Raw genomic sequence first — 20,100 nt, 5'->3', positions numbered from 1 at the left:
CAACGATAATCCAGGCGAGAAAGCCGATGTATCGCGCCATCAAGATCGTTCTTTTCGCGCTCCTCCTCGCCCTGCCGGTCTTCTCCTCGGCACTGAAGGCGCAGGAAGACATTCACGTCCTCGTCAATGCGCTCGGCGTCGGTGATTTCGATGCCCGCGAGGCGGCCATCAAGGCGCTCGTCGCTTCCAAGGATCCGCATGTGGGCCAGATCCTGCAGCAGCTCAGCGACGGCCAGCTTTATGTGAATTCCGATGAGGGCGGCCCGGTTCTGCTGCAGGGCGGCACGGATGACGAACCGACATTCTCCGATCCGATCAGCGGCGAAGCCGTCGCCGATATCGACCCGGACTACATGTCCAAGGTCAAGATCAACAACGCGCTGCGCGGCATCATCGCCACCAGCATGAGCACGCTGACGCTGCTGAGCCCGGATCGTTCCGCGCGGCTCGCCGCCGCTCAGGGCCTGCTCAAGGATGCCGACCCCTCCAATCTCGATCTGTTGAATTCGGCGCTTGCTGCTGAGAAGGACGGCGAGGTCAAGAACACGATGGAAGCCGCCCGCGCGGTGATGATGCTGAAGAGCGATGTCAGCGCCGAGGACAAGAAAGCCGCCATCGACACGATCGCCGCCCGTGGCGACCGCAACGCCATGACGATCCTGACGACGGCGATGGAAACCGCGCCTGACGACCTGAAGCCGGCGATCCAGTCGGATATTGATGGCATCAAGCGCAGCCTGGCCGTCTGGGATGTGGTGCAGAACGTCTGGTACGGCCTGTCACTCGGCTCGGTGCTGCTGCTCGCCGCCATCGGCCTTGCCATCACCTTCGGCGTTATGGGCGTCATCAACATGGCGCATGGCGAGATGGTGATGATCGGCGCCTACACGACCTATGTGGTGCAGGAGTACATTACTTCGAATTTCCCGGGCATGGAGACCTATTCGCTGGCCTTCTCCGTACCCGCGGCCTTCCTCTTCACCGGCTTCGTCGGTCTGGTCATCGAGCGTCTCGTCATCCGCTATCTCTATGGCCGCCCGCTGGAAACGCTGCTCGCCACCTGGGGCGTGTCGCTGATCCTGCAGCAGGCGGTGCGCTCGATCTTCGGCCCGACCAACCGCGAGGTTCGCAATCCGAGCTGGATGTCCGGTGCCTTCGAATTCGGCGGCCTGTCGATCACCTGGAACCGCATGTGGATCATCGTCTTCTCAATGGCGGTGTTCGTGACGCTGCTGATGCTCCTGAAGCGTTCGGCCTTCGGCCTGCAGATGCGCGCCGTCACCCAGAACCGCCGCATGGCGTCCTCGATGGGCATCCGCACCGGCTGGGTCGATGCCTTCACCTTCGGCCTCGGGTCCGGCATTGCCGGGATCGCCGGGGTGGCGCTCAGCCAGATCGACAACGTCTCGCCGAACCTCGGACAGAGCTACATCATCGACAGTTTCATGGTCGTGGTCTTCGGCGGCGTCGGCAATCTCTGGGGCACGCTGGTCGGCGCCTTGTCGCTCGGCGTCGTCAACAAATTCCTGGAACCCTTCGCCGGCGCGGTGCTCGGCAAGATCCTGGTGCTCGTCCTCATCATTCTCTTCATCCAGAAGCGTCCCCGCGGGCTCTTCGCACTCAAAGGAAGGGCGGTGGAAGCATGATTACGGCTTTCCTTTTCCGGTCTCTCGATCGCAAGATCTCGATAGCCATCGCCGTCCTGCTTCTGGTTGCGATCCTCGTTCCGGTGCTCAATCTCCTGACCGGCCCCGAGAATCCGCTGCATATCCCGACCTACATCATGGCGCTGTTCGGCAAGTATCTGACCTATGCGCTGCTAGCGCTCGCGCTCGATCTCGTCTGGGGTTTCTGTGGCATCCTCTCGCTCGGCCACGGCGCCTTCTTCGCGCTCGGCGGCTATGCGATGGGCATGTATCTGATGCGCCAGATCGGCTCGCGCGGCGTCTATGGCGATCCGATCCTGCCTGACTTCATGGTGTTCCTGAACTGGAAGAAACTGCCCTGGTTTTGGTACGGCTTCGATCACTTCTGGTTCGCGGCGATCATGGTCGTCGCCGTGCCCGGGCTGCTGGCCTTCATCTTCGGCTGGTTCGCCTTCCGCTCGCGCGTCAACGGCGTTTATCTCTCGATCATCACCCAGGCGATGACCTACGCCCTGCTGCTTGCCTTCTTCCGCAACGACATGGGCTTCGGCGGCAATAACGGCATGACCGATTTCAAGGAAATCATCGGCTACAACGTCCAGGCCGACGGCACCCGCGCCTCGCTCTTTGCTGCCACGGCGATCTTCCTGGCGCTGTCGTTGATGATTGCCTCCGCGATCGTCCGTTCGAAATTCGGCAAGGTTCTGGTCGGCGTTCGCGATGCCGAAAGCCGCACGCGCTTCCTCGGCTACCGTGTCGAGCATTTCAAGCTCTTCACCTTCGTCGTCTCGGCGATGATGGCGGGCGTTGCGGGCGCTCTTTACGTGCCGCAGGTCGGCATCATCAATCCGGGCGAATTCGCGCCTGCCAATTCGATCGAAGTGGTCATCTGGACGGCTGTCGGCGGCCGCGCGACGCTGATCGGGCCGATTATCGGCGCGATCCTCGTCAATGGCGGCAAGACCATCTTCACCGGCCTGTTCCCTGAATTCTGGCTGTTTGCGCTCGGCGGCCTCTTCGTTGCCGTCACGCTGTTCCTGCCGAAGGGAATCGTCGGCACGGCCGCGCAGTATATCGGCAAGCGCAAGCCGCGGACGGAAGCCACGCCTCCCTCGCTCGAGGACGGCGTCGATGCAAAAATCCAGGCAGCGGAGTAGGCGCGGATGATCCCCGATATCAAACCCAACAGCGTGCTCTATCTGAACGGCGTCTCCGTTTCCTTCGACGGCTTCAAGGCGCTGAATTCGCTGTCGATCGTCATCGAGCCCGGTGAACTGCGCGCCATCATCGGCCCGAACGGCGCCGGCAAGACGACGATGATGGACATCATCACCGGCAAGACCCGGCCCGACGAAGGCGAGGTGTTTTTCAACGGCCAGACGGACCTGACGAAACTCGACGAAGCCGATATCGCCCAGCTCGGCATCGGCCGCAAGTTCCAGAAGCCGACGGTGTTCGAAAGCCATACGGTCTGGGACAATCTGGAGCTGGCGCTCAACCGCAAGCGCGGGGTGTTCCCGACGCTGTTCTACCGTCTCTCCGGCGACGACAAGGCGCGCATCGATGAAATCCTCGAGACGGTGCGGCTGACACATCGCCGCGACGAACTGGCGGCCAATCTCAGTCACGGCCAGAAGCAGTGGCTGGAGATCGGCATGCTGCTCGCCCAGGAGCCGAAACTGCTGCTCGTCGATGAGCCGGTGGCCGGGATGACCGATGCCGAGACGGCGGAGACGGCGATCCTTCTGAAGGAGATCGCCAAGACCCGCTCTGTCGTCGTCGTCGAGCATGACATGGGCTTTATCCGCGATCTCGGGGTCAAGGTGACGTGTCTGGCCGAGGGCTCGGTGCTGGCCGAGGGGTCGATCGATTTTGTCAGTTCCGATCCGAAGGTGATCGAGAATTATCTGGGGCGGTAAGGATGGTCGTCGTGAACGTCGTGGGCGTGATACCCCCCTCTGCCCTGCAACTCCGGTGCCTGGATCCTCGGGTCAAGCCCGAGGATGACGCGAGGGATGTGGGCAAGGACTACGAGAGGGAAGTGGGCGTCGCAGACGAAAGCGACCATCGCACGCGCGCGGTGTTTCCGTCGGATTACCCTGGCAAAACCCTTCCTCCGTCATCCTCGGGCTTGACCCGAGGATCCACCGTCTCAGCCAAATTCTTCATAGAGGTCGCGCCAGCCGGGATTGAGCTGCTCTATGAGGGTGATTTTCCAGGCGCGATACCATCGCTTCAGCGACTTCTCCCGTTGGATCGCCGTGCTGATGGAGAGGTGTTCTTCGTACCAGACCAGACGAGTGCATCCATATTGGCTGGTAAAGCCTTTGGTCAGGCCTTCCCGATGTTCGTACACGCGCCGTTCGAGATCGGACGTCACGCCGATATAGAGTGTGCCGTTCTTCCTGCTGGCCATGATGTAGACGTAGCCGCTCATGACAATCGCCGAATAATGGATCCTCGGGTCAAGCCCGAGGATGACCGAAGGGGTTGTTACATGGGCAGCTTCACAGCACGCATCGAGCGAGTAAAGCCCTACAAATCTATGGAAGTGGCATCATGCTGACAGTCGAAAACGCAAACCTCCACTACGGCGCCGCCCAGGCGCTGCGCGGCATCTCGATCAAGGCCGAGATGGGCAAGATCACCTGCGTGCTCGGCCGCAACGGCGTCGGCAAGAGCTCTCTGCTGCGCGCCGTTACCGGCCAGCATCCGCTCTCTGCCGGAAGCGTCACCTTCAACGACACCGCGCTCAACGGCCTGCCGCCCTTTGCCCGCGCCAAGCAGGGCATCGGCTATGTGCCGCAGGGGCGTGAAATCTTTCCGCTGCTGACGGTGAAGGAAAACCTCGAGACCGGCTTTGCTCCGCTTGGCCGCCGCGACCGCAACATCCCTGACGATATCTTCAGCCTCTTCCCGGTGCTGAAGTCGATGTTGTCACGTCGCGGCGGCGATCTTTCCGGCGGGCAGCAGCAGCAGCTGGCGATCGGCCGGGCCATGGTGACGCGGCCGAAGATCCTGGTGCTCGACGAGCCGACCGAAGGCATCCAGCCGTCGATCATCAAGGATATCGGCCGGGCGATCCGCTACCTCCGGGATTCGACCGGAATGGCGATCCTGCTGGTCGAGCAATATCTGGATTTCTGCCGCGAGCTTGCCGATTACGTCTACATCATGGACCGCGGCGAGATCGTGCATGAAGGGCTGGCGGAAACGCTGGATACGCCGGAGGCCCGCCGCCACCTGACCGTCTGAGCGGCAATTGCCGCTTTCTTCGGCAATCTCGGTTCCGGGGCGAGCCGTCCGGCTTTGCGGCGAAGGCGATTGCGGGCGGCACGGGAATTGCTTGCTTTCACTTGTTTAGCGCATTGAATGAGAACAGCCGGATGAACGGCGGATGTTCAAGGGGATGGAATGACGATCGCTGCGGCAAGCACCAGACCGCAAAGAGCCGAGGGACGCGGGCATCTGGCCGCCAAGGCGCTGGATGGGCGCACGCGGCTTCGCGAGCTCTATCAGGAAGGTGCGGCGAAGATCCGGCTGCCTGACACCTTCGATGCCTCGATGGAAGCCGTTATCATCAACACCGCCGGTGGTTTGACCGGTGGCGACCGGATGAACTGGAGCGTCGTCGCCGGTCCCGGCACGCGCATCGACGTCACCACCCAGGCCTGCGAGAAGATCTACAAGGCATCGGCAGGCACTGCCGAGGTCAATACCGTGATCAGCGCCGGTGCCGGATCGCGTGTCGACTGGCTGCCGCAGGAAACCATTCTTTTCGACCGCGCCTCGTTGTTTCGCCGCCTCGACGTCGATCTCGACGAGACCGCCGAGTTTCTGGCCGTCGAAGCCATCCTGCTCGGCCGCAAGGCGATGGGCGAGGCGATGGTCACAGGTCTCTTCCGCGACCGCTGGCGCATCCGCCGTGCCGGGAACCTCATTCATTCCGAGGAGCTCCGGCTCGATGGCGCAGTCGGCGCGCTGACGGCGCTGCAGCCGGTTCTCGGCGGGCGGGTGGCGTTTGTGACGATGCTCTATGCCGGTCCGCTGGCCGACAGCTATCTCGCCAAGGTGCGCCCGCTGCTCGAAGGGCATATGGCCGGCGCCAGCGCGTGGAATGGCAAGCTTGTCGTGCGTGCTGCGGCAGCGGATGGTTTCGCGCTCAGAAAAATCCTGATTCCGGTCATATCCGCCTTGCGCAACGGCGCGCCGGTGCCGAAAGTCTGGAACCTGTAATTCAGCTGGAATGGATGAACGATGAACCTCACTCCGAGAGAAAAAGACAAGCTGTTGATCTCCATGGCGGCAATGGTGGCGCGCCGCAGGCTGGAGCGCGGCGTCAAGCTTAACCATCCGGAAGCGATCGCGTTGATCACCGATTTCGTGGTCGAAGGCGCGCGTGACGGGCGGTCCGTCGCCGATCTGATGGAGGCTGGCGCCCACGTCGTCGGCCGCGACCAGGTGATGGAAGGTGTCGCCGAGATGATCCACGACGTGCAGGTCGAGGCGACATTTCCTGACGGTACCAAACTCGTCACCGTCCACGAACCGATCCGCTGAGGAGGCCGCGATGCTGGAACTGCGCCCGAACTGCGAATGCTGCGACAAGGACCTGCCGCCCGAAAGCCTGGAAGCGATGATCTGCAGCTTCGAATGCACCTTCTGTGCTGCTTGCGCCGAAGATGTGCTCGGCGGCAAGTGCCCGAACTGTGGCGGCGAATTTACGCGCCGCCCGGTCCGCCCGGCCGGGAAGCTCGCCAACAATCCGGCGTCGACCAAACGTGTATTGAAGGCCGAAGGCTGCGCGCCCCAGAAGGCTGCGTGAGGAGAAAGACATGATCCCAGGCGAAATCATTGCCGCAAGCGGCGACATCGAACTCAATGCCGGCGCACCGACCCTGACGATCGTGGTGTCGAACACCGGTGATCGCCCGGTGCAGGTTGGCAGCCATTATCATTTTGCCGAAACCAATGCGGGGCTCTCCTTCGAACGCGAGAAGGCGCATGGCATGCGGCTGGACATTCCCGCCGGCACCGCCGTCCGTTTCGAGCCGGGCCAGACGCGCGAGGTGACGCTGATCCCGCTGTCGGGCAAGCGCGAGGTCTATGGCTTCCGCCAGCTCGTCATGGGCAAGCTTTGAAGCACAAAAAATAGCAGAAGACGGGAGGAAATGATGCGTTTGGTGATCGGTCTGCTTGCATTGGCGGGCGGCGTAATAATGGCTTCGGGCGCATTCGCGCAGGAGGAGACCGACTGCAAGAACCCTGAGACGCAGGCGGAGATGACGAGCTGCGAACAGGATCGCTATGGCGAGGCAGACAAGGCGCTGAACGCCCAGTGGAAGGAAACGCGCACCGCGGCGGCTGCGACCGACGAGGATCTGGACGAGAACGATCGCGGTGCCGAGAAGGCGCTGCTCACAGCGCAGCGCGCCTGGATCTCCTATCGCGACGCGCAATGCGAGGCCGAAGGCTTTCAGGCCCGCGGCGGGACGATGGAGTCGATGCTGGTGGCCGGGTGCCTCGCCAATCTCAGCGATACCAGAACCAAGGAACTGAAGGCGCTTGCCGACGCATTGGGCGGCAACTGACGTGGGACAGAAGATCATGATCGTCGGCAACGGTGAGGTGGGAGACGAGGGGCGCGCGGCGATCGCTGCGGCCGATTTCGTCGTCCGCTTCAACGAGTGCCGATCCTATGCCGCGAGCCCCGGCCGCACCGATGCCGTTGCCGTTTGCAATACCGGCCGCCCGGGCAAGGCGATGACCGGCGACACCGGCTGGCGGACACTAGCCGGCGTGATCGAAGCGTCCGAGATCTGGTGCGTGCGCGACCCGGAAAAGTTTGCGGAGATGCGGGCGCCGCTCGCCCTCTCGCATCCGGAACTCGACGATTTCTGCGACGATTACACGAGTCAGTTCAAGGCCTTCTGCAAGGAAGCTGGCAAACGGCATGTGGTCGTTGAGAAAGTGATTCATGAGGCGGTGGACGACGCGCTCGCCGCCTTTCACCCCGAGCCTTACGTCGTGCCAAGCACCGGACTGATCGCGATAGCCGAAGCCTTCCGCCGGTTCCCCGGCGCCGATATCGGGCTTGCGGGGTTCGGTCATGCAGGCTGGGACGGCCACCCATTTGCTGCCGAGCGGCAGCTTGTCGATGGATATATCGCTGCCGGGCGGCTGAAACGATACGCCGCCGAACCACCTCATTCTTCCTCCCAAGGAGCCTGACATATGCCCCACAAGATCTCCCGCGCCGCCTATGCCAGCATGTTCGGACCGACCGTCGGCGATAAGGTCCGACTGGCCGATACCGAGCTGTTCATCGAGATTGAAAAGGACTTCACGACCTATGGCGAGGAAGTGAAGTTCGGCGGCGGCAAGGTAATCCGCGACGGCATGGGGCAGAGCCAGGCGACACGCGCGCAGGGCGCGGTCGATACCGTGATTACCAATGCGGTGATCATCGATCACACGGGGATCGTGAAAGCCGATATCGGGCTGAAGGACGGGCGCATCGTGGCGATCGGCAAGGCGGGCAATCCCGACACGCAGCCGGGCGTCAACATCATCGTCGGCCCATCGACGGAAGCGATCGCGGGCGAGGGCAAGATCGTCACGGCCGGCGGCATGGATGCGCATATCCATTACATCTGCCCGCAGCAGATCGAGGAGGCGTTGATGTCCGGCATCACCTGCATGCTGGGCGGCGGCTCCGGCCCGGCGCATGGCACGCTTGCAACGACCTGCACCGGTGCCTGGCATATCGAGCGGATGATCGAGAGCTTCGACGGCTTTCCGATGAACCTGGCGCTGGCGGGGAAGGGCAACGCGTCTCTTCCCGCGGCACTCGAAGAAATGGTGCTGGCCGGGGCCTCGTCGCTGAAGCTGCATGAGGATTGGGGTACGACGCCGGCGGCGATCGACTGCTGCCTTTCGGTGGCCGACGAGTACGACATCCAGGTGATGATCCACACCGATACGCTGAACGAGAGCGGCTTCGTGGAAGACACGATCGGGGCGCTCAAGGGTCGCACCATCCATGCCTTCCATACCGAGGGTGCCGGCGGCGGGCACGCGCCCGATATTATCAAGATCTGCGGCCAGTCGAACGTCATCCCGTCGTCCACCAACCCGACGCGGCCCTACACGGTCAACACGATCTCCGAGCATCTCGATATGCTGATGGTCTGCCATCATCTGTCGCCGTCGATCCCCGAAGATATCGCCTTCGCCGAAAGCCGGATCCGCAAGGAGACGATCGCCGCCGAAGATATCCTCCATGATATCGGCGCCTTCTCGATCATCTCCTCCGACAGCCAGGCCATGGGCCGGGTCGGCGAAGTGGCGATCCGCACCTGGCAGACGGCCGACAAGATGAAGCGTCAGCGTGGCCGCCTGCCGGAAGAAAAGGGCGAGAACGACAATTTTCGCGTCCGCCGCTATATCGCCAAGTACACGATCAATCCGGCAATCGCTCAGGGCCTCAGCCACGAGATCGGCTCGGTGGAGGTCGGCAAGCGCGCCGACCTGGTTCTGTGGAACCCCGCCTTCTTCGGTGTCAAGCCGGAGATGGTGCTGCTCGGCGGCTCGATCGCGGCGGCGCCGATGGGGGATCCGAACGCCTCGATCCCGACCCCGCAGCCGATGCACTACCGGCCGATGTTTGCCGCCTATGGCAAGCTGCGCACCACCTCGTCGGTCACCTTCGTGTCGCAGGCATCGCTGGATGCAGGCCTCAAGGGACGGCTCGGCGTTGCCAAGAATCTCGTCGCCGTGAAGAACACGCGCGGCGGAATTTCCAAGGCGTCGATGATCCACAACAGCCTGACACCGCATATCGAGGTCGATCCAGAGACCTATGAAGTCAGGGCCGATGGCGAGTTGCTGACCTGCGAACCGGCGACCGTTCTCCCGATGGCACAGCGCTACTTCCTGTTCTGAGACACGGTGTGCTGCCGAAAGCGTTTCGTTAACGGCATTCTCTGCCCGGTTGCAGAAATTCCGGGAAATCTTCGTGCTCGAAACGTGGCTTTCATCAGCGCATCGGTGTGGACTGAAATGCGCGCGATATCAGCGGTTTAATCAGGCGTTCAGCAGTTCTGATTCAGGTTGAGGGCGGGTGCGGCCTGCCCGTGAAAATGCAACTTCATTAATTCGACCGAACTCGTTCAAATCTTAACGATAGGCTTAAGAACCCGGCAGCAAATGCATTCTAATCAAATGCCATGGGGTGCCGGGGCTGGAGGTCGATTCGCATGAAAAACTGGATGATGCTCCAGATGGGGCTCGGCAATTTTCAGCACCGCGGCACCATTTTCAGCTTCGCGCTGAAGATGAGCTTTTCCGCCATCATCCTCTCCGCCGTCATCATGCTGATCGTGTTGCCGCCGCTTTCCTTCTTCGATTTGCTGCCGCTGTCGCTTGCCCATTCGCTGAGCCTCGGGATCGTGTTTTCATGGCTGTTCGGCGGGGCGGCCTGTGGTCTCCTGTCGTTGATCGCCGGCTTTGCGCTGCACCACCTGACGATCTCGCGGGCGGAATTCGAAAAGCTCAGCCGCACCGACATGCTCTCAGGCCTGCTGAACCGCCGCGCCTTTACCGAAGCGCTGGCAACGGTTGAAGCCGATGCGTCGCTGGTCATCTTCGACGTCGATCGCTTCAAGGCGATCAACGACCGCTTCGGCCATGCCTGCGGCGATGCCGTGATCATCGCCATCTCGGCGATCCTGGCGACGGCCTTCAACGACAGTTCGGTGGTCGCGCGCCTCGGCGGAGAGGAATTCGGCGTCATCGTCACCGGCTTTCCGCTGGCGGCGCGGCTTGAGCGCGTCGAGCAGGTGAAAACCCAGATCGCCTGCCAGCCGATCACCGCGGACGGCTGCACCGTGCCGATCACCATCTCGGCCGGGATCGCCGATCTCGAACCGGGACGGAACAAGGAGGCGGTCTATGCTTCGGCTGACAAGGCGCTCTATCTCGCCAAGGCGCTCGGGCGAAACCGCGTCGTCCACGAGAGCGAAGGTCTGCACCACGCCTGGCATAGCCGCCTGGTGGAGAACGGTCTTGCCGTTCAGGGCGACGACGATACCGGCTATGAAGGCGCGCAGCGCGCCTACGGCATTTAGCCACTCCCTGGGCGGGATTGGCGCTTGCGCCGCCGCCCGCTATTTTGCAAGGTCACGGTCTCTGCAAAATGGATAAATCCCATGCAACGCGTCACATCCTATCTTCCCGCCGGTACGCCGTCCTCCCATCCGATCGAGCAGGTGAAGCTGCCGCATGATCTGCGCCACCTGCGCCGCAAGCTGCTGCACCTGGAGAGCGGCGGCATGGTGATGCTCGACCTCAAGGATCCCGTGCTGTTTGCCAATGGCGACCTTCTAGTGCGCGACGACGGCGAGCTGATCGAGATCCTGGCGGCCGACGAAAAGCTGTTCGAAATCCGCGGCAAGAACGGCGTCCACCTGATCGAGCTTGCCTGGCATCTCGGCAACCGGCATCTGGCGGCGCAGATCGAGGACGATCGCATCCTGATCCTCCGCGACCACGTGATCCGCACCATGCTGCAGGGTCTCGGCGCGCTGGTTCTCGAAGTCACCGAGCCCTTCCAGCCTGCCCGCGGCGCCTATCACAGCCATGGCCACGATCACCACGCGCATGATCATCACGATCATCATGGTCACGACCATGACCATAAGCATGGCCACGACCACGATCATGGCCATCATGATCACGACCACAAGCATGGTGACGGACACCATCACTCTCACGACTGAGCGGCGATGACGCAAGCGGATGATCTCCAGGCGCTGCTGCGCCTGATGGCGTGGCTGTCGCCGACCTTCCCGGTCGGCTCATTCGCCTATTCCGGCGGGTTGGAACGCGCGGTTCATGACGGCCTCGTCACCGATGCCGCAGGACTCGAGACGTGGATTTCGACGTTGCTGACGCATGGCAATGTCTGGAACGACGCGGTGATCTTTGCCGCGGCGTGGCGCGGGCAGGGCGATGCGACTGCGATCGGCGATCTCGCCGCACTTGCCGAAGCGCTCGCCGGCTCTCGGGAACGGCATCAGGAAACGATGCTGCTAGGCGATGCCTTCCTCACCGCAGCGCGGGCTTGGCCGGACCCTGTTTTTGAGCGGCTGCCGCAGCAGGTGGCCTATCCCGTTGCCGTCGGCGCCATCGCGGGCGCCCATGATGTTGCGCTCGACAAGGCGCTGGCCGCTTTCCTGCATGCCTATGTCTCGCAGGCCGTCTCGGCCGGTATCCGCCTCGGTGTCGGCGGTCAGAAGGATGGTGTCGGCATACTGGCCAAGCTCGAACCTGTTATTGCCGAGATCGCCAGAAACGCCTCGGCTGCTACGACCGACGATCTCGGTGCAGCGGCCGTTCAGGCCGATATCTCGACGCTGCGGCACGAGACCCAGAGCAGCAGACTTTTCCGCTCGTAAGGCAGGCATCTGCGTCATTTGCCGGTGGCAGGCGTGATGGCCGGGCGCTATCATCGGGTGAATTGGAGTGACATCTATGAAATCGAGAAACGGACCTCTCCGCGTCGGCATCGGCGGGCCTGTCGGCTCCGGCAAGACGGCGCTGACGGAGAAGCTCTGCAAGGCGATGCGCGACGACTATTCCGTCGCCGTCGTCACCAACGACATCTACACGACCGAGGATGCCGAAGCGCTGATGCGCATGCAGGCGCTGCCGTCGGACCGCATCGTCGGCGTCGAGACCGGCGGCTGCCCGCACACGGCCATCCGCGAGGATGCGACAATCAATCTGCAGGCGATTGCCGGGCTGAACCAGCGCATCCCCGATCTCGACGTGGTCTTCATCGAGTCCGGCGGCGACAATCTGGCGGCGACCTTTTCTCCTGACCTCGCCGATATCACCATCTATGTGATCTCCGTTTGCCAGGGCGAGGAAATCCCCCGCAAGGGCGGGCCGGGGATCACCAAGTCGGACCTTTTGGTCATCAACAAGAAGGATCTGGCACCCTATGTCGGCGCCGATCTGGAGGTGATGGACCGGGACGCGACACGCATGCGGGCAACCCGTCCCTACGTCTTCTCCGACATGAAGCGCGGCGATGGTATCGGCTCGATCGTCAGCTTCCTCAAGGAGCATGGCGGGCTCTGACGCGGAAGCGTTCAGGGGCCGTGCTCGCCGAGGCTTCCGGTGAAGCGTTCTGCCCAGTTTTTCCGCCGCGAGGCTTCGAGAACGAAATCGATGAAGACGCGGGTCTTCAGCGGCAGAAGTTTCCTGCCCGAATAGTAGATCGAGACCGGTCCGGCATCGACATACCATTGCGGGACAACACGGATGAGGTCACCACGTTCCAGATGCGGCAGCGCGTCCGGCTTGGCGATCATCGCCACGCCGATGCCCATCAGCGCGGCCTCGCGCATGGCTGCCGGATCATCGACCACGACCCGCTCTCTGGGCACCGCCGTCTGCTCGTCGCCGGCGACATTGCGCATCTGCCACAAGCGGATCTTGCCGGTGCGGTTGGCACGCATGACGATGCCGTCGAGACTGGCCATGTCCGACGGTTCCTCCGGTGGCGATTTCCCACGCATATAGGCGGGGGAAGCGACGGCGATGATGTGGGCAGGGGCAAGGGTGCGGGCGATCACGCCCGGCGCCAGCTCGAAGCCGCCGCCGATCGCCGCATCATAGCCCTCGGCGATCAGGTCGACCTGCCTGTTCTCGAACATCCATTCCGGCCTGATCAGCGGATAGCGCGCCAGGAAATCCGGCAGCAACGGCAGGATATAACCGATGCCGAGCGTCGGGCTCATGCTCACTCTCAACGTGCCCGAAGGCGCCGCTTCGTCTGATGCCGCCGAGGCGATGGCGTTCTGCAGGCCGGAGAGATTGTCGCCAATCGCCTGCAGAAAGCGCTCGCCGGCTTCGGTCAGCGTCAGGCTGCGGGTGCTGCGCTGGAAGAGCCGGATGCCGAGATTGGCCTCGAGCACGGCGACGTTGCGGCTGACGGCAGCGGGCGTCATCGCCAGCCGTCGCGCCGCGGCGGAGAAGCTGCCGAGCTCCGCCGTCCTGACGAAGGATTCCAGATTGATCAGAGATTCCATCTCGTCACTTTCAACGATTGTTTGAAATTTCTTAAATCCATTACCAGCTAATCGCAATGGAATAGACTGGCCATATTCCGCTCCATTGAAACGAAACCTGGAGCTCAGGAAATGACCGATCTATCGAAACCCCTGTCAGGCAAGGCAGCACTCGTCACCGGCGGCTCGCGCTCGATCGGCGCTGCCATCGCCAGGCGGCTGGCGGCGGATGGGGCGGCGGTTGCCATCACATACCATGCGTCGCCCGACCGCGCCGCGCTTGTCGTCAAGGATATCGAGGCTGGTGGCGGACGAGCCATCGCAATCCAGGCCGATGCCGGCGATCCCGCTGCCGTGCGGGCCGCGGTGGCAAAGACCGGGGAAGCCTTCGGCGCAATCGACATTCTCGTCAACAATGCCGGCATCGCGCTCGGTGGCGCCATCGAGGAGACGACATTTTCGGATTACGAACGGATGATTGCCGTCAACGTCACCGGCATGTTCGTGGCGACGCAGGAGGCCGTGCGCCGGATGAAGCCCGGCGGCCGCATCATTCACATCGGCTCGTCGATGGTGCGTTACGCGGCCTTTCCGACTGCTTCGCTCTATACGCTGACCAAGGGCGCCGTCGCCGGGTTCAATCGCAGTCTGGTTCGCGATCTCGGGCCGAAGGGGATCACCGTCAACACCGTCCATCCCGGCCCGACCGATACCGACATGAACCCTGATGGCGGACCGATTTCGCAGATCGTCGGTCCCGGCATCGCCGTTGGCCGCTACGGCAAGGATCACGAGATCGCCAGCGTCGTTGCCTATCTCGCAAGCCCCGGCGCCGCCTTCGTCACCGGCGCCGAGATTGTCGCCGATGGCGGCTTTTCGGCCTGATACGTTCCGGCAGGTGATATGGACGCTGTGGCCAGACGCGGCCACAGCGATGCAAAGTGACGCAGCCTGAGCCTGTTGCATCTCCGGCCTCCGGCGATTAGCCTGTTCGCGATGGGGATGGAGTGCCCCCGATAACCGCCGTGATGGCTGATGACTCCTACCGCGATTTCAATCGACGGTGGGAGTGTGTCTACTGCCCGCCGATACAATGAGGCGTGCATGTCACTCTATACCTGCTTGATCATCATGGCCGGAGGCGCTCTCGGCACCCTGGCGCGATACCTGATTTCGGTTCTGGCGGCGCCGATAAGCGGCAACCTGCCCTGGGGCACGATCATCATCAACATCACCGGCTCCTTCATCATCGGCCTGTTCGGCACGCTGACGCTGGCGCATGGCCGTTTTCCGGTGTCGGAGAACGTGCGGCTCTTCGTGATGATCGGTCTCTGCGGCGGTTACACCACCTTCTCGTCCTTCAGCCTGCAGACGCTCGATCTGATCCGCTCGGGCGCGATGATGCGGGCAGGGGTGAATATCGCCGCCTCGGTGGTGCTTTGCGTCGCTGCCGTTTCGTCGGGGCATTTGATTGCGTCCTACTTCAGCGGCGGGGAGAGGGAGGTGGCGCAGTTGCGGATTGAGGAAGAGGTGTGAGGGGCGGCAACCAAAATGCCCTCATTCCTGTGCTTGTCACAGGAATCCAGTCGCCGCGCGTCTGCGTGGCGGGAAAGTCTTTTTCGGCCCAAGGACTTGGGCCGGCTGGATCCCTGTGACGAGCACAGGGATGAGGGAAACGCGGTGGTCTGTGCGCCATCCCGCAAACAAGAAGGCCGAGCATTGAGCCCGGCCTTTTTGTAAGAGACGTCCGCGTTACTCCGCCGCAAAAGGCGGCAGCCTCAGCACGTTTTTGCCGTTGCTGTTGGCGTTCTTCTGCTTGGCTTCCGGGTTTTCGATCGCGCTCACCCGGTCCTTGAGCGAGCCGACGGCTTCGGTCAGTTCCTCGCGGGACAAGGTGGGCTCTTCCTCATCCTTCTTGCCGACGAGGCGGCCGAACATCCAGCCGAGCAGGCGGGAGAGATCGTCCATGATCAGGAAGAAGGAGGGGACGACGACGAGCGACAGCACCGTCGAGACGATGATGCCGCCGATCACGGCAATCGCCATCGGCGCGCGGAACGAGCCGCCTTCGCCGACACCCATGGCCGAGGGCAGCATGCCGGCCGACATGGCGATCGAGGTCATGATGATCGGGCGGGCACGCTTGCGGCCGGCCTCCACCATGGCTTCGACGCGTGACAGGCCGTGACGGCGCATCTCGATGGCGAAATCGACGAGCAGGATGGCGTTCTTGGTGACGATGCCCATCAGCATCAGGATGCCGATCAAAACCGGCATCGACAGCGGATTGTTGGTGACGAGCAGGCCGACTGCCACGCCGCCGATTGCCAGCGGCAGCGAGAACAGGATGGTGAAGGGCTGGATCACGTTCTTGAAGAGCAGGATCAGCACCGCAAGCACCAGCATCAGGCCCATCAACATGGCGTTGACGAAGCTCTGCTGCATTTCCTTCTGCACTTTGGTGTCGCCGCTTTCGACCAGCTGCACCGTGGACGGGATCTTGGTATCCTTGACGATCTCAAGGAAGCGGGCCGAGGCCGTATCCAGCGCCACACCCTGCGGCAGGTCGGAACCGATCGCCACGACGCGGTAGCGGTTGTTGCGCTTGATCGAGCTGACACCTTCCGAATAGTCGATGTCGGCGACCGTAGAGAGCGGCACGCTGCCGCCGCTGGCGGTCTGGATCTTCAGGGCGCGGATGGCCTGGAGATCGCGGCGCATGTCGAGCGAGGCCTGGACGCGGATCGGGATCTGCCGGTCGTCGAGCGAGATCTTGGCGAGTGCGGCATCGACATCACCGATGGTGGCGACGCGGATGGTCTCGGAGATCTGCTGCGGCGTGATACCGAGGCGGGCGGCCTGATCCTTGCGCGGGCGGACCTGCAGTTCCGGACGGGGCAGGGCGCCGTCGGCGCTGACATTGGCGAGCAGCGGATCGGCGCGCAGCTTCGATTCCAGAAGACCGACGGCCTCGTTGAGGTCCTGATCGTTCTTGGAGAGGAAGTTGAACGACAGGTCGCGTTCGCCGCGGTCGTTGAGCTTCAGGATGCGGACGTCAGGAATATCCTTCACCTTGGCGAAGACTTCCTTTTCGATATCCCACTGCGGACGCACGCGGCCATGAACCTCGACCTTCGGCAGATGCGGGCCGATGACCGGGATGGAGCCGAGCACGTCGTTGACGAGCTTCTTGACCAACGACTGGTCGAGCTTATGGAGCGAAAGGGTGATCGTCGCGCGGCGCAGCTCGAGGTCGCCCTTTGGCGAAGCGCCGCCGAGCACGAAGACGCTTTCGACGCCGTCGATATCCTTGACGCGCTCATAGATGGCGTTGCTGGTCTTGTCGGTGTCATCGAGTGTCGCGTTGGGCGGCAGCTCGACCGAGAGCACGATGCGTGAGGCGTCTTCCGGCGGCAGGAAGCTGCCCGGAACCTGCGACAGCAGGAATACCGATCCGATGAGGAAGCCGATGGCGGCGATCAGCGTCGCATAACGGCTCCACCAGTGACCGGTGGTGGCGCGGATCAGCCGGGTATAGCCCCGGAAGAAGGCGCCATCGTTATCGTGATGATCCTCCTGGCCGTCTTCGGCGCGCATCAGATAGGCGGCCATCATCGGCGTGATCAGACGCGCGACGACAAGGGAGAAGAACACCGAGAAGGCGACGGTCAGGCCGAACTGGATGAAATACTGGCCCGGAATACCCGGCATGAACGACACCGGCACGAAGACCGCGATGATCGTAAACGTCGTGGCGATGACGGCGAGGCCGATTTCGTCGGCTGCCTCGATGGCCGCCCTATACGGCGTCTTGCCCATCTTGATATGGCGGGCGATGTTTTCGATTTCGACGATCGCATCGTCGACGAGAATACCCGTCGCCAGCGTCAAGGCCAGGAAGCTGACGAGGTTCAGCGAGAAGCCCATCAGGTCCATGATCCAGAAGGTCGGGATCGCCGACAGCGGCAGCGCGATCGCCGAGATCAGCGTTGCGCGCCAGTTCCGCAGGAACAGGAAGACGACGATGACGGCGAGCAGCGCGCCTTCGAGCAGGGTATGGATAGCGGCTTCGTAGTTGCCATAGGTGAAATAGACGGAATCGTTGATCAGTTCGATGCCGACATTCGGGTTCTCGGCCCGCACCTTGTCGAGGCTCTGCGCCACCGTTTCGGCAACGCTGACTTCGCTGGCGCCCTTGGAGCGGAACACGCCGAAGGTCACGACAGGCGTATCGTCGAAGCGCGAGAAGGATTTCGGCTCCTGATAGGTGTCCTTGATGGCGCCGAGATCGGTCAGCTTGACGAAGCGGCCGTTCGGCAGCGCGATCGTGGTGTTGGCAAGTTCGGCGACATTGCGGGCGTCGCCGAGGACGCGGATCGCCTGCTCGCTGCCTGCCACCTGGCCGCGGCCGGAGCCGAGGTCGACATTGGTGCCGCGCAGCTGCTGGTTCACGCTGGCCGCGGTAATGCCATAGGCGTTCAGCTTGTCGGGGTTGAGCTCGATGCGCACTTCGCGCTCGGCGCCGCCGTAACGGTCGACGCGGCCGATGCCGCTCTGGCCCTGCAGCGAGCGCTTGATCGTGTCGTCGACGAACCAGGAGAGTTCCTCGAGCGTCATGTCGGGCGAGGAGACGGCGAAGGTCTGGATCGCCTGTCCCTCGACATCGACCTTGGAGACGATCGGCTCTTCGACATTGGCCGGAAGATCGCTGCGGATGCGGTCGATCGCGTCCTTGGTGTCCTGCACGGCCTGTTCGGTCGGCACTTCCATGCGGAACATCACGACGGTCTGCGACTGGCCGTCCGTCACCGTCGACTGGATTTCATCGATGCCGGTGATCGAGGCGACCGCGTCTTCGATCTCCTTGGTCACCTGCATTTCGAGTTCGGCGGGCGAAGCGCCGCTCTGGGTCACGACGATCGAGACCAGCGGCACGTCGATATTCGGGAAACGGGTGATCGGCAGCTTGTTGAAGGACTGGATGCCGACAAAAAGCAGCAGGCCGAACAGCAGCAGCGGCGCTACGGGGTTTCGGATGGACCAGGCTGAAAAGTTCATCGGGCCGTCTCTCAGTTGGAAGCAGCAGGCTGTTCGCGGACAGGGGTGATGTGATCACCGTCGCGAACATAGGCACCGGCCTTGGCAACGACTTCCTCGCCGTCCTTCAGGCCCTTCGTGATTTCGACAAAGGCACCGTCCTGGATGCCGGTCTCGACGGCGGCGAATTTCACCACGCCGTTCTCGACCTTGCGGGCAGACGAGCCCTCGTTCGTCGTCAGCACGGCAGACAGCGGCAGCGCCACGTTCTCAGCCGTGTTGACGATGATTTCGGCGCTGCCATACATGCCGGAGCGCGCCTTGTTGTCGTCGTCGATCAGGATATGTACCAGGCCGAGCCGGGTGGTCGGATCGACCGTGGGCGAGACCAGGCGCACGGAGCCTGCGAGCTTCTCGCGGCTGCCGGCAAGCGAGATCGTCGCCTTCTGGCCGTGCTGGATCTTCATGATGTCGTTTTCGCCGACTTCGGCGACGAGTTCGATATCGTTGTCACGGATGATGGTGAACATCGGATCGCCGGTGCCGGATGCGATGGCGCCGACATTGGCGTTCTTGGCCGCCACCGTGCCTGCAACGGGCGTCTTCACGTCGGTGCGAGCGAGCTTCAGGTCGGCATCGGCTATCTGGCTGTCGGTGACCTTCAGATCGGCCTGGGCGACCTCGATTGCCTGCTCCGCGGAGCTGACACGGGCATTGGCGGAGGCGGCAGCCGCATCGGCCTGTTCGACCGTTGCAGTCGAGACGGTGCCTTTCTTGACCATTTCCTGGGCGCGGTCCTGCTGCTGACGGGCCTGGGAGGCATTGGCCTGGGCTTCGACCAGCTGGGCGCGAAGCTGAGCAAGCGATGCCTCGCCCTTGGCCTTGGTCGCCTGCATCTGGCTCTTCTGCAACAGCAGGGAATCGGTGTTCAGCGTGGCGATCGTGCTGTCGGCAGCGACCTTGTCGCCGACATCGACATTCAGCGAGCTGATCGACAGGCCCTCGACCTGCGGCTGGATATAGACTTCCTCGACGGCCTTGACGGTGCCCGTCGCGACGACGCGATCGACGAGCGCGCGGGTCTTCGCCGTGGTGACGACGATCGCCGGAAGGTTCTGCTTCGGCTTTGTCGTGGCCGTTTCGGCCTCCTGGGCAAAGACCGGCGATACCGCCATGATGGCGATCAAAAGGGTGGAGGCGCGTAGTATTTCAAGCGTGCGTGCCATGCGTCGTCATCCAATTATGTCAAAATGTCCGGCCAAAATCGGCGCAGCGATGCTGCAGCTTGCGAACAGGCCATTCCCGTCTCTGTCTAACTACTCAGAGGTATTCCCGCATTT

At 62.7% G+C, this 20,100-nt stretch carries 21 protein-coding genes and 1 riboswitch; of the genes, 17 read left to right on the top strand and 4 right to left on the bottom strand.

Annotation, left to right across the window (positions count from 1 at the left end; all coding sequences use genetic code 11):
* The first annotated feature begins 26 nt into the window (after nucleotides 1-26).
* Genes urtB through urtD form a run of 3 tightly spaced genes read left to right on the top strand, consistent with a single transcriptional unit; the run spans nucleotide 27 to nucleotide 3,565 of the window.
* On the top strand, nucleotides 27-1,646 hold the full coding sequence (gene urtB / locus AC1DJO_RS15225) for an urea ABC transporter permease subunit UrtB (protein ID WP_477971473.1): 1,620 nt from the start codon (nucleotides 27-29) through the stop codon (nucleotides 1,644-1,646).
* A complete protein-coding gene (gene urtC / locus AC1DJO_RS15220) occupies nucleotides 1,643-2,803 on the top strand; it encodes an urea ABC transporter permease subunit UrtC (protein WP_477971471.1) in 1,161 nt (386 codons plus the stop codon). Before urtB ends, urtC begins: the two co-directional genes overlap by 4 nt.
* A gap of 6 nt (nucleotides 2,804-2,809) precedes the next feature.
* On the top strand, nucleotides 2,810-3,565 hold the full coding sequence (urtD, locus tag AC1DJO_RS15215; protein WP_477971469.1) for an urea ABC transporter ATP-binding protein UrtD: 756 nt from the start codon (nucleotides 2,810-2,812) through the stop codon (nucleotides 3,563-3,565).
* A 233-nt stretch (nucleotides 3,566-3,798) separates the two neighbouring features.
* Here urtD and AC1DJO_RS15210 read toward each other — a convergent pair whose 3' ends face one another.
* Entirely contained in the window at nucleotides 3,799-4,083 is a 285-nt protein-coding gene (locus AC1DJO_RS15210; protein ID WP_477971467.1) for a GIY-YIG nuclease family protein, read from the bottom strand.
* Between the two features lie 122 nt (nucleotides 4,084-4,205).
* On the opposite strand from AC1DJO_RS15210, the gene urtE reads away from it, so the two are divergent.
* The 12 genes from urtE to ureG all read left to right on the top strand — a co-directional run bounded on the left by urtE (nucleotide 4,206) and on the right by ureG (nucleotide 12,791).
* Nucleotides 4,206-4,901: an urea ABC transporter ATP-binding subunit UrtE gene (gene urtE, locus AC1DJO_RS15205; protein WP_112390422.1), complete on the top strand. Its 696-nt coding sequence runs from the start codon at nucleotides 4,206-4,208 to the stop codon at nucleotides 4,899-4,901.
* Nucleotides 4,902-5,060: 159 nt separating this feature from the next.
* Nucleotides 5,061-5,882 (top strand): urease accessory protein UreD, encoded by an 822-nt coding sequence (locus AC1DJO_RS15200; RefSeq protein ID WP_310293980.1) that lies wholly within the window; start codon nucleotides 5,061-5,063, stop codon nucleotides 5,880-5,882.
* A 21-nt stretch (nucleotides 5,883-5,903) separates the two neighbouring features.
* On the top strand, nucleotides 5,904-6,206 hold the full coding sequence (locus AC1DJO_RS15195; RefSeq protein WP_310293982.1) for an urease subunit gamma: 303 nt from the start codon (nucleotides 5,904-5,906) through the stop codon (nucleotides 6,204-6,206).
* A gap of 10 nt (nucleotides 6,207-6,216) precedes the next feature.
* Complete coding sequence (locus AC1DJO_RS15190) at nucleotides 6,217-6,471, top strand: DUF1272 domain-containing protein (protein ID WP_310293984.1); 255 nt, start codon at nucleotides 6,217-6,219, stop codon at nucleotides 6,469-6,471.
* 10 nt (nucleotides 6,472-6,481) lie between these two features.
* Nucleotides 6,482-6,787, top strand: a complete 306-nt coding sequence (locus tag AC1DJO_RS15185) for an urease subunit beta (protein ID WP_310293986.1) — start codon at nucleotides 6,482-6,484, stop codon at nucleotides 6,785-6,787.
* Between the two features lie 33 nt (nucleotides 6,788-6,820).
* Nucleotides 6,821-7,237, top strand: coding sequence for a lysozyme inhibitor LprI family protein (locus AC1DJO_RS15180; RefSeq protein ID WP_477971464.1), 417 nt, complete (start codon nucleotides 6,821-6,823; stop codon nucleotides 7,235-7,237).
* Between the two features lie 16 nt (nucleotides 7,238-7,253).
* The gene (locus tag AC1DJO_RS15175) at nucleotides 7,254-7,877 is read left to right on the top strand and encodes a Urease operon accessory protein (protein ID WP_310294886.1); all 624 of its coding nucleotides are present in this window, start codon (nucleotides 7,254-7,256) and stop codon (nucleotides 7,875-7,877) included.
* A gap of 3 nt (nucleotides 7,878-7,880) precedes the next feature.
* Entirely contained in the window at nucleotides 7,881-9,590 is a 1,710-nt protein-coding gene (gene ureC / locus AC1DJO_RS15170) for an urease subunit alpha (protein ID WP_310293988.1), read from the top strand.
* Nucleotides 9,591-9,904: 314 nt separating this feature from the next.
* Nucleotides 9,905-10,774, top strand: coding sequence for a GGDEF domain-containing protein (locus AC1DJO_RS15165; protein WP_477971462.1), 870 nt, complete (start codon nucleotides 9,905-9,907; stop codon nucleotides 10,772-10,774).
* A gap of 81 nt (nucleotides 10,775-10,855) precedes the next feature.
* Nucleotides 10,856-11,425: an urease accessory protein UreE gene (gene ureE, locus AC1DJO_RS15160; protein ID WP_477971460.1), complete on the top strand. Its 570-nt coding sequence runs from the start codon at nucleotides 10,856-10,858 to the stop codon at nucleotides 11,423-11,425.
* 6 nt (nucleotides 11,426-11,431) lie between these two features.
* Nucleotides 11,432-12,103 carry an urease accessory protein UreF gene (locus AC1DJO_RS15155; protein WP_477971458.1) on the top strand — a complete coding sequence of 224 codons (672 nt, stop codon included), beginning with the start codon at nucleotides 11,432-11,434 and terminating at the stop codon, nucleotides 12,101-12,103.
* A gap of 76 nt (nucleotides 12,104-12,179) precedes the next feature.
* Nucleotides 12,180-12,791, top strand: coding sequence for an urease accessory protein UreG (ureG, locus tag AC1DJO_RS15150; protein WP_310293994.1), 612 nt, complete (start codon nucleotides 12,180-12,182; stop codon nucleotides 12,789-12,791).
* A gap of 11 nt (nucleotides 12,792-12,802) precedes the next feature.
* On the opposite strand, the gene AC1DJO_RS15145 is transcribed toward ureG, so the two are convergent.
* Nucleotides 12,803-13,744 (bottom strand): LysR family transcriptional regulator, encoded by a 942-nt coding sequence (locus tag AC1DJO_RS15145; protein WP_477971456.1) that lies wholly within the window; start codon nucleotides 13,742-13,744, stop codon nucleotides 12,803-12,805.
* Between the two features lie 111 nt (nucleotides 13,745-13,855).
* On the opposite strand from AC1DJO_RS15145, the gene AC1DJO_RS15140 reads away from it, so the two are divergent.
* Both AC1DJO_RS15140 and crcB read left to right on the top strand, forming a co-directional pair.
* On the top strand, nucleotides 13,856-14,608 hold the full coding sequence (locus AC1DJO_RS15140; protein WP_477971454.1) for an SDR family oxidoreductase: 753 nt from the start codon (nucleotides 13,856-13,858) through the stop codon (nucleotides 14,606-14,608).
* A gap of 104 nt (nucleotides 14,609-14,712) precedes the next feature.
* Nucleotides 14,713-14,775: riboswitch (Fluoride riboswitch) on the top strand.
* A gap of 52 nt (nucleotides 14,776-14,827) precedes the next feature.
* Nucleotides 14,828-15,259: a fluoride efflux transporter CrcB gene (gene crcB, locus AC1DJO_RS15135; protein WP_477971452.1), complete on the top strand. Its 432-nt coding sequence runs from the start codon at nucleotides 14,828-14,830 to the stop codon at nucleotides 15,257-15,259.
* Between the two features lie 216 nt (nucleotides 15,260-15,475).
* On the opposite strand, the gene AC1DJO_RS15130 is transcribed toward crcB, so the two are convergent.
* Both AC1DJO_RS15130 and AC1DJO_RS15125 read right to left on the bottom strand, forming a co-directional pair.
* Nucleotides 15,476-18,781, bottom strand: a complete 3,306-nt coding sequence (locus AC1DJO_RS15130) for an efflux RND transporter permease subunit (RefSeq protein ID WP_477971450.1) — start codon at nucleotides 18,779-18,781, stop codon at nucleotides 15,476-15,478.
* 11 nt (nucleotides 18,782-18,792) lie between these two features.
* Nucleotides 18,793-19,986: an efflux RND transporter periplasmic adaptor subunit gene (locus AC1DJO_RS15125; protein WP_477971448.1), complete on the bottom strand. Its 1,194-nt coding sequence runs from the start codon at nucleotides 19,984-19,986 to the stop codon at nucleotides 18,793-18,795.
* Nucleotides 19,987-20,100 lie beyond the last annotated feature (114 nt).

The organism is Rhizobium sp. 05N430 (genome assembly GCF_056396985.1).
Note: the sequence above shows the minus strand (reverse complement) of the source record. Positions and strands in the feature narration are given on the sequence as shown.